Annotated in this window: 9 protein-coding genes and 1 pseudogene; 4 read left to right on the forward strand and 6 right to left on the reverse strand. The window is 68.1% G+C overall.

All coding sequences use genetic code 11. From position 1 onward, the window contains the following. The 4 genes and pseudogenes from trpD to trpE form a co-directional block, all read right to left on the reverse strand. Nucleotides 1–169: pseudogene (gene trpD / locus ACXJKR_RS16500) on the reverse strand (anthranilate phosphoribosyltransferase); the annotation flags it as partial. A 3-nt stretch (nt 170–172) separates the two neighbouring features. Then, nucleotides 173–1,222 (reverse strand): low-specificity L-threonine aldolase, encoded by a 1,050-nt coding sequence (gene ltaE, locus ACXJKR_RS16505; protein WP_457323741.1) that lies wholly within the window; start codon nt 1,220–1,222, stop codon nt 173–175. Between the two features lie 70 nt (nt 1,223–1,292). Continuing rightward, a complete protein-coding gene (locus tag ACXJKR_RS16510) occupies nt 1,293–1,877 on the reverse strand; it encodes an anthranilate synthase component II (protein ID WP_457323742.1) in 585 nt (194 codons plus the stop codon). A gap of 76 nt (nt 1,878–1,953) precedes the next feature. After that, on the reverse strand, nt 1,954–3,441 hold the full coding sequence (gene trpE, locus ACXJKR_RS16515) for an anthranilate synthase component I (RefSeq protein WP_457323743.1): 1,488 nt from the start codon (nt 3,439–3,441) through the stop codon (nt 1,954–1,956). A 272-nt stretch (nt 3,442–3,713) separates the two neighbouring features. Between trpE and ACXJKR_RS16520 the strand changes: the two genes are divergently transcribed. Next, a complete protein-coding gene (locus tag ACXJKR_RS16520; protein ID WP_457323744.1) occupies nt 3,714–4,316 on the forward strand; it encodes a chalcone isomerase family protein in 603 nt (200 codons plus the stop codon). A gap of 163 nt (nt 4,317–4,479) precedes the next feature. On the opposite strand, the gene gph is transcribed toward ACXJKR_RS16520, so the two are convergent. Together gph and alaC are read right to left on the reverse strand one after the other, a co-directional pair. Next, nucleotides 4,480–5,127: a phosphoglycolate phosphatase gene (gene gph, locus ACXJKR_RS16525; RefSeq protein ID WP_457323745.1), complete on the reverse strand. Its 648-nt coding sequence runs from the start codon at nt 5,125–5,127 to the stop codon at nt 4,480–4,482. Continuing rightward, nucleotides 5,124–6,341 (reverse strand): alanine transaminase, encoded by a 1,218-nt coding sequence (gene alaC, locus ACXJKR_RS16530; RefSeq protein WP_457323746.1) that lies wholly within the window; start codon nt 6,339–6,341, stop codon nt 5,124–5,126. Before alaC ends, gph begins: the two co-directional genes overlap by 4 nt. Nucleotides 6,342–6,435: 94 nt before the next feature. On the opposite strand from alaC, the gene ACXJKR_RS16535 reads away from it, so the two are divergent. The 3 genes from ACXJKR_RS16535 to ACXJKR_RS16545 are packed head-to-tail and all read left to right on the forward strand — an operon-like array spanning nt 6,436 to nt 8,963. Then, nucleotides 6,436–7,128 carry an alpha/beta hydrolase family protein gene (locus ACXJKR_RS16535; RefSeq protein WP_457323747.1) on the forward strand — a complete coding sequence of 231 codons (693 nt, stop codon included), beginning with the start codon at nt 6,436–6,438 and terminating at the stop codon, nt 7,126–7,128. Between the two features lie 17 nt (nt 7,129–7,145). Further along, a complete protein-coding gene (locus tag ACXJKR_RS16540) occupies nt 7,146–8,054 on the forward strand; it encodes a carbohydrate kinase family protein (protein WP_457323748.1) in 909 nt (302 codons plus the stop codon). Then, nucleotides 8,055–8,963 (forward strand): pseudouridine-5'-phosphate glycosidase, encoded by a 909-nt coding sequence (locus ACXJKR_RS16545; protein ID WP_457323749.1) that lies wholly within the window; start codon nt 8,055–8,057, stop codon nt 8,961–8,963. Nucleotides 8,964–9,022 lie beyond the last annotated feature (59 nt).

The raw sequence follows: 9,022 nt of genomic DNA on the forward strand, positions 1-9,022 counted from the left end.
TTTCGCCGATGGTTTCCTTCTTCACGCGCAGGCCGGTCAGCAGCGCCGCCGAGATGACGGGCGACATCTCGCCGGCCATGATGCGGCGCATCAGCGTCAGCATCTCGTCGTGAAAGATCTCGCGGTGCTCGATGACGCGGGTCAGGGCTTCGGTGTCGGTGATGGGCATGGCTCAGCGCTCCAGGAACTCGCGTGCGGCGGCAATGGCGTGATCGACGCCGGAGGTGTCGACATCGAGATGGGTCACAAAGCGCAGACCGATGAGGCCGGTGGCCAGCACGCCGCGTGACTTCAGGTGCTCCAGCAGGGCCGGCGTGCGGCCGTCGCTGATCTGGGCAAAGACGATATTCGTCTGCGGTGGCGTGACCGTGACACCCGGCAGCGCGGCCAGGCCCTCGGCCAGGCGCTTGGCCAGCGCGTGGTCGTCGGCGAGGCGGTCGACGTGATGGGTCAGCGCATGGTCGGCTGCTGCCGCCAGCAGGCCGACCTGACGCAGGCCGCCGCCCACCATCTTGCGCACACGGTGGGCGCGGCCGATCAGCTCGCGCGAGCCGACCAGCATCGAGCCGATGGGCGCGCCCAGGCCCTTGCTGAAGCAGATGGAGACCGAGTCGAAAGGGCGGGCCAGGTCGGCCACGCTGCGGCCCGAGGCAACCGCGGCGTTGAAGAGGCGGGCGCCGTCGAGATGCGTGGCCAGGCCACGCGCATGAGCCAGTTCGCAGGCCGCGTTGGTGTACTGCGTGGACAGCACATTGCCGCTCCAGGTGTTCTCCAGCGCCAGCAGCCGCGTGCGTGCGAAGTGCGGGTCGTCGGGCTTGATGGCGGCGGCGATGTCTTCGAGCTTGATCGTGCCGTCGGGCTGGTTGGTCAGGGGCTGGGGCTGGATGCTGCCCAGCACCGCCGCGCCGCCGCCTTCGTAGCGGTAGGTGTGGGCGAGCTGGCCGACGATGTACTCGTCGCCACGGCCGCAATGGGCCAGCAGGGCGCAGAGGTTGCTCTGCGTGCCGCTTGGCATGAAGAGAGCGGCCTCCTTGCCGAGCAGGGCGGCGACGCGCTCCTGCAGCGCGTTGACGGTGGGGTCGTCGCCGAAGACGTCGTCGCCAACTTGTGCCGCTGCGATCGCTGCGAGCATGGCGAGCGTCGGCTTGGTGACTGTGTCGCTGCGCAGATCCACGACCTTGCCGGTGGCGGCTGCGCCCGATCCGGGCGCGTAGTCGGTCATTGGTGCACCCTTCGCGCTTCGCGCTGTCCCGCCACGCGGGAATGAGCCCCTTCGGGCGGCCGTGCGGGGCTCATGCCTTCAACTCCAGGAAGTTGCGCAGCATCGCGTGCCCATGCTCGCTGAGGATGGACTCGGGGTGGAACTGCACGCCCTCGCACGGCGTGGCCGTGCCGGCCAGTTCGCGGTGGCGCACGCCCATGATCTCGCCATCCTCGCTGCGCGAGGTGATCTCCAGCACCGCCGGGCAGCTCGCTTCCTCGATGACGAGGGAGTGGTAGCGGATCACCGAGAAATCCTTGGGCAGGCCGGTGTAGACACCGCGGCCATCGGTCGTGATCGTGCTGGCCTTGCCGTGCATCTGGCGCTGGGCCCGGATGATCTTGCCGCCCAGGGCCTGGCCCATGGACTGGTGGCCCAGGCAGACGCCCAGCAGCGGCTTCTTGCCGATGAAGTGCTGGATGGCCTCCACGCACACGCCGGCCTCGTTGGGCGTGCAGGGGCCGGGTGAGAAGACGATGTGGGCCGGGTCCAACGCGGACATTTCCGCCACGGTGATCTCGTCGTTGCGCACCACCTTCACGTCCGCGCCCAGTTCACCGAAGTACTGGACGAGGTTGAAGGTGAAACTGTCGTAGTTGTCGATCATCAGCAGCATTTGGACTCCCGCCGGGCCGCCCCAAGGGAGGCCATCCCCCTTGGGGGGCAGTGAACGAAGTGAACGTGGGGGCTCATCAAAATCCCTCCTCGACGAGTTCGGCGGCGCGCAGCAGAGCGCGTGCCTTCGCCTCAGTCTCTTGCCACTCCAGTTCGGGTACCGAGTCTGCGACGACGCCGGCCGCCGCCTGCACATAGAGCATGCCGTTCTTGATGATGCCGGTGCGGATGGCGATGGCCAGGTCCATGTCGCCGGCAAAACTCAGATAACCGCAGGCGCCGCCGTAGATGCCGCGTTGCACGGGCTCCAGTTCGTCGATCAGCTCCATGGCCCTCACCTTGGGCGCGCCGGTCAGCGTGCCGGCGGGGAAGGTGGCCTTCAGCACATCGAGCTGGCCGACCTCGGGTCGCAGCACACCCTCGACGTTCGAGACGATGTGCATCACATGCGAATAGCGCTCCACGGCGAAGGACTGCGTCACCTTGACGCTGCCAACGCRGGCGATGCGGCCGATGTCGTTGCGCGCCAGGTCGATCAGCATCAGGTGCTCGGCGCGCTCCTTGGGGTCGGCCTGCAGCTCGGCTTCCAGTTCCAGATCGCGCTCCACCGTCGCGCCGCGCGGGCGCGTGCCGGCCAGCGGGCGGATCGTGACCTTGCGGCTGCCGTCGCCGGCATGTTCTTCACGCACGAGGATCTCGGGGCTGGCGCCGACGATCTGGAAGTCGCCCAGATCGTAGAAGTACATATAGGGGCTGGGATTCAGCGCCCGCAGCGCGCGGTACAGCGCGATCGGCTCGGCCTTGTAGGGCTTGGAGATGCGCTGGCCCACCTGCACCTGCATCAGGTCGCCGGCGGCGATGTATTCCTTGGCCTTGGCCACGGCGGCCAGGTAGTCGGCCTTGGCAAAGCCCCGCGTGACCGGGTGGGCTTCACCGCGCGGCACGCGGGGCACGCTGACSCTGTAGGTCAGCTTGTCGCGCAGCTGCGAGAGCTTCTTCTTGGCGCGGAAATAGGCCTCCGGCTGGCGCGGGTCGGCCCAGACGATGAGGTACAGGCGCCCGGAGAGGTTGTCGATGACGGCGACTTCCTCGGACAGCAGCAGCAGGATGTCCGGCGTGCCCAGGCTCTCGCCTGCGTGATCGCGGTCCAGGCGCTTCTCGATGGCGCGCACGGCCTCGTAGCCGAAGTAGCCGGCCAGGCCGCCGCAAAAGCGCGGCAGACCCGTCGGGATCTTGGGCTTGATGCGTTCCTGGTAGGCGGCGATGAAGTCCAGCGGGTTGCCTTCGTGCGTCTCGACGATGGCGCCGTCGGTGACGACTTCGCAGAGCTGGCCCGTTGCGCGGATCAGCGTGCGGGCCGGCAGGCCGATGAAGGAGTAGCGCCCGAAGCGCTCGCCGCCGACGACGGACTCCAGCAGGAAGCTGTTGCGGCCCTGGCCGGAGCCGGCGCAGAGCTTGAGGTACAGGGACAGCGGGGTTTCGAGATCCGCAAAGGCCTCGCTGATCAGCGGGATGCGGTTGTAGCCCTCGGCAGCGAGGCTCTGGAATTCAAGTTCGGTGATCACGGTCAAACCTTGAAAAGACAGTTTTCAGGGCTTGGCGTGCAGCCCGATGGAGAACGGGCAACGCGAGAAAAAGCGCGTCAGGGCGCGCCAAGCAGCATCAGTCGGCGGTGAACCAGCGACGCCAGGGCCAGGCTCCCCGGTCGCTCGACCCCGTGATGTACTTCCGCGTGATGAACATGATCGGATCAGTGTATCAGCGGGTCTTTGAGCCTGACACGCCATACTTCGGTTCACGAAGATGCCGCCATCGCGGCACAGCAACGGAGCGAGACATGCGCGCATTCATCGTCGCGGCCCTGGTGGCCGTGGGCAGTCTGAGCGGGGGGAGCGCCTGGGCCGAGACGGTCGAGGTGGCCAACGTGAAGTACGAGACGGCCATGGACCTGGCGGGCCAGAAGCTGGTCCTCAACGGCGCCGGCGTGCRCTACAAGTTTGTCGTCAAGGTCTACACGGCGGGCCTGTACCTGACGCACAAGGTCAGCACGACGCCCGAGGTGCTCGCGGCGCCCGGCCCCAAGCGCATCCATATCCAGATGTTGCGCGAGATCGACGGCAACGAACTCGGCAAGCTTTTCACCAAGGGCATGGAAGCCAACGCGCCGCGCGACGAGTTCGTCAAGTCCATCAATGGCGTGCTCAAGTTGAGCGAAGTCTTCGCCAGCCGCAAGCAGCTCAACAGCGGCGACAACTTCACGGTCGACTATGTGCCCGGGCTCGGGTCGACGCTGCTGGTCAACGGCAAGTCGCTGTTGAGCGAGCCGATCAAGGAGCCTGAGTTCTTCACGGCCCTGCTGCGCATCTGGCTGGGCGACAAGCCGGCCGACGATGCGCTGAAAGAAGCCCTGCTCGGCATCAAGCGCGAACGCCGCCGCTGAAACGGAGCCCCGCGCCCAAGCTCGCCACGCTGAACGCGGGCGAGCTTGAGCGGCCCCCCGAGGGGGCGCCGATGCTCGCGGCATCGAGCCGCGAGCACATCGGCAATCGGGCCGGCTTGGGAGCGGCCCGGCGCTCGGCCCGTAGGCAGACGATGGGCCTCAGTCAGCCGAACTGGATATCGTCGAGCCGGCCCAGATGCTGCAGGGCCGGCACGGCACGGATGTCCTCGCCATGGTTGTAGCCGTAGGTCATCAGCACCAGCGGGCAGCCGGCCGCGCGCGCGGCCTCGGCGTCATTGCGTGAGTCGCCCACCAWCCAGGTAGCCGCGGGCGATGTGCCCAGCGCCTCGCAGGTCTTGAGCAACGGCAGCGGATCGGGCTTCTTGCGCGCGAAGTCGTCGCCGCCGAAGACGTGGGTGAAGTAGCCATCCAGGCCCTTGCGCCTGAGCAGTTCGCGCGCCGGCGCGCCCGGCTTGTTGGTCAGCACGGCCAGCGGCAGGCCCAGCGCCCGCAGGGCTTCCAACCCTTCGACGACGCCCGGGTAGACGGTCGCATGCTCGCCGTTCAGGCCGGCGTAGTGCTGCTGGTAGAGCGGCCAGGCTTGCTCGAACAGCGCCGGCGCGCCGCCCACCTCGGCCAGCGTCGTGCGCACCAGGTGCTCGCTGCCGCGGCCGACGGTGTGCTCGACGAAGGCCGACGTGACCGGTGGCAGGCCGAGATCGGCCAGCACGCGGCCCAGCACGGCAACGAAGTCGCCCAGCGTGTCGATAAGGGTGCCGTCCAGGTCGAGGATGAGGGCTTGAGGTTTCATGTTTTCAGCTGGCCATCGGCCTTGAACATCGCCTTGATGCCCCGCACCGCCTGGCGGATGCGCGACTCGTTCTCGATCAGCGCAAAGCGCACATGGCCGTCACCGTGGTCGCCGAAGCCGATGCCGGGCGATACGCAGACCTTGGCCTTCTCCAGCAACTGCTTCGCGAACTCCAGCGAGCCGAGCTCGCGGTAGGGCTCGGGAATAGGCGCCCAGATGTACATGCTGGCCTTGGGGCAGTCCACCACCCAGCCGGCCTCGATGAGGCCCTTGTAGAGCACGTCGCGGCGGCGCTGGTAGCTGGCGGTGATGTCCTTGACGCACTGCTGGTCGCCCTCCAGCGCAGCGATGGCGGCGACCTGCAGCGGCGTGAAGGTGCCGTAGTCGTGATAACTCTTGATGCGCGCCAGCGCCGCGACGAGATCCGGATTGCCGACCATGAAGCCGACCCGCCAGCCGGCCATGTTGTAGCTCTTGGAGAGCGTGAAGAACTCGACCGCCACGTCCTTGGCGCCGGGCACCTGCATGATGGATGGCGCGACGTAGCCGTCGTAGACGATGTCGGCATAGGCCAGGTCATGCACGACGAGGATGTCGTGCTTCTTGGCCAGCGCCACGACGCGCTCGAAGAAGGCCAGGTCCACGCACTGCGCCGTCGGGTTGGACGGGAAGCCGAAGACCATCATCTTGGGCTTGGGATAGCTGCCTCGGATGGTCTTCTCCAGCTCGGCGAAGAAGTCGACCTCGCTGCTGACCGGAATGGCGCGGATGTCGGCGCCGGCAATTACCGCGCCGTAGATGTGGATGGGGTAGCTCGGGTCCGGCACCAGCACGGTGTCGCCGCGGTCGAGTGTGGCCAGCATCAGATGGGCCAGACCCTCCTTGGAGCCAATGGTGACGATGGCTTCGTGGTCGGGGTCGATGGTGACGCCGTAGCGGCGCTCATACCAGTGCGAGATCGCGCGGCGCAGGCGCGGGATGCCCTTGCTGGCCGAGTAGCCGTGGGTGTCGGGCCGTTGCGAGACTTCGTTGAGCTTGGCGACGATGTGTGCCGGTGTGGCCCCGTCGGGGTTGCCCATGCTCATGTCGATGATGTCTTCGCCGCGTCTGCGGGCCGCCAGCTTGAKCTCGGCGGTGATGTTGAAGACGTAGGGTGGGAGACGGTCGATGCGCGCGAAGCGGCGCTTGCCGCTGGAGGCGGAAGAAGAGGTCATTGGCAGTGTTCACGTGAGCGCCCGGAACCGTCCGAGCGACGTGGGCGGCGTGGCGCCGCACCGCGGGCGACTCTAGCGCACTAAGCTGGTGACCATGAGCACGCCTGAGTCCCTCACGCTGACCGTTGACGATCAAACCACGGTCTCGGCCTTGTGGCTGCAGCCGCCCAAGCCGCGTTCGACCGACGTGTTCGCTCATGGCGCCGGTGCCGGCATGCACCACAGCTTCATGGCGGCGTTGTCGCAGGCCCTGTTCGACGCGTCGGTGGCGACCCTGCGCTACCAGTTCCCCTACATGGAGCGCGGCTCCAAGCGCCCCGACTCGCCCGCTGTGGCGCACGCCGCCGTTCGCGCTGCGGTGGCGGCGGCGCGCCAGCGGTTGCCCGACACACCGCTGTTCGCCGGCGGCAAATCCTTCGGCGGCCGCATGACCTCGCAGGCCCAGGCGGCCGAGGCGATGCCGGGTGTGCGTGGGCTGGTGTTCGTCGGCTTTCCCTTGCACCCGGCTGGCAAACCGGCCATTGACCGGGCGGCGCACTTGGCGCAGGTCGCCGTACCGATGCTGTTCCTGCAGGGCACGCGGGACGAGCTGGCCGACCTGGCCTTGCTGCGGGGCGTTGTCCAGGGCCTGGGCGACCCAGCCACGCTGCATCTCGAGGATGATGCGGACCACGCCTTCCATGTCCGGGCCCGCAGCGGGCGCAACGACGCGCAGGTGGTGCAGGCCCTGGCAGACGCGATGGCGGCATGGTTCCTAGCGCAAGCCCCTGGGGCGCGCGGCGGGTGACTTCCTAGAATCGGGCAATGAGCACCTCCGCCGCCCCCATTGCCTGCATCGGCGGCCTCAATATCGACCGCAAGCTCAGGCTGCTGTCCAACTCCCTGCACGGGTCGTCCAACCCCTGCGAGTCACATGAAACTCCTGGCGGCGTCGTGCGCAACGTCGCCGAAAACCTGGCGCGGCTGGGCCTGCCGGTCGCGCTGGTTGCCGCGGTGGGCGACGACGCCGGTGGGCGCATGCTGCTGGAGCAGGCCGCCCAGGTCGGCATCGACACGCGCGCCGTCATCCGGCTGCGCCGCCATGCCAGCGACAGCTACACCGCGGTGCTCGCGCCAGACGGCAGCCTGGAACTCGGCCTGGCCTCGATGCCGCTCGTCGAGAGCCTGAACCCCTGGGCGCTGGCGGCCAGCAAAGCCTTGCGCGCCGGGGCCGCCCTCGTCGTGGCCGATGGCAACCTGCCCACCGACGCCTGGCCCTTGCTGCTCGGCGAGGCGCGCGCCAGCGGCATCCCATTGGTGGGCGTGGCGGTGTCCGAAGCCAAGATGGAAAGACTGCCAGAGCGCCTGGACGGCCTGCACCTGCTCGTCATGAATGCCGGTGAACTGGCCACCATCGCGGCAGACGCGAACGAGGCCTTCGATGCATTGCACGCACGCGGCGTCGGCTGCGTGCTGGTCTCCAAGGGCGCCGACGGCTTGTTGCTCAGCACGCCGGGCCGCGCACCACGCCACTGGCCGGCGCCGCAGGTGCACGTCGTGGACGTGACCGGTGCCGGCGACGCGCTGTCGGCCGGCGTCTGCGCTTCGCTGCTGCGCGCGCCCAACGACTTCGACGCCGCCGCCCGCCTGGGCCTGGACCTCGCCGCATTGACGCTGCAGACCGAGGACAGCGTCCACCCCGAACTGAACCCCAGATTCCTGGAAGAACGATAGATGAACGAACTGATCCAGCTCTCGCCCGAAGTCGCCGCCGCCCATGAGCAGGGCCGACCGATCGTGGCCCTCGAATCGACCATCATTGCCCACGGCATGCCCTGGCCGCAGAACCTGGACACGGCGCGGGACGTCGAGGACGTCATCCGCATCGAAGGCGCCGTGCCGGCCACCATCGCGGTCATCGGCGGGCGCATCCGCGTCGGCCTGACGGACGCCGAACTGCAGCAGCTGGCCCAGGCGCCCGACGCCATGAAGCTCAGCCGTCGCGACCTGCCGTTTGCCATCGCCACCGGGCGCCTCGGTGCCACGACGGTGGCGGCGACGATGATCTGCGCCCACCTGGCCGGCATCGAGGTCTTTGTCACCGGCGGCATCGGCGGCGTGCACCGCGGCGGGCATGAGAGCTTCGACATCTCGGCCGACCTGCAGGAGCTGGCGCGCACGCCGGTGGCCGTCGTCTGTGCGGGCGCCAAGTCCATCCTCGACCTGGGCCTGACGCTGGAGTACCTGGAGACCCACGGCGTGCCGGTGCTGTCGGTCGGCCAGGACAACTTCGCCGCCTTCTTCACCCCCGACAGCGGCTTGAAGGCGGACTTCCGCATGGACTCGGCCGACGAGCAGGCCCGCTTCATTCGCGCCAAGTGGACGCTGGGCCTGGCCGGCGGTGTCGTCGTCAGCAACCCGGTGCCAGCAGCCCAGGCCATGCCGCGCGAGGAAATCGATGCCATCACGGCCCAGGCCCTGGCGGAAGCCGACGCGCAAGGCGTCGCCGGCAAAGCCATCACGCCCTTCCTGCTCGCGCGCATCAAGGCGCTGACGGGTGGTCGCAGCCTGACGACCAACATCGCCCTCGTGAAGCACAACGCGATCGTCGGTGCACGGTTGGCGCGCGCCCTGCAGAACTGAAAGCGAAAAACGCGCAAGCTGGTGGTGGCCAGCAAACTGCGAGCAAAACAGGCCGGTTA

Source organism: Roseateles sp. P5_E11 (genome assembly GCF_054049355.1).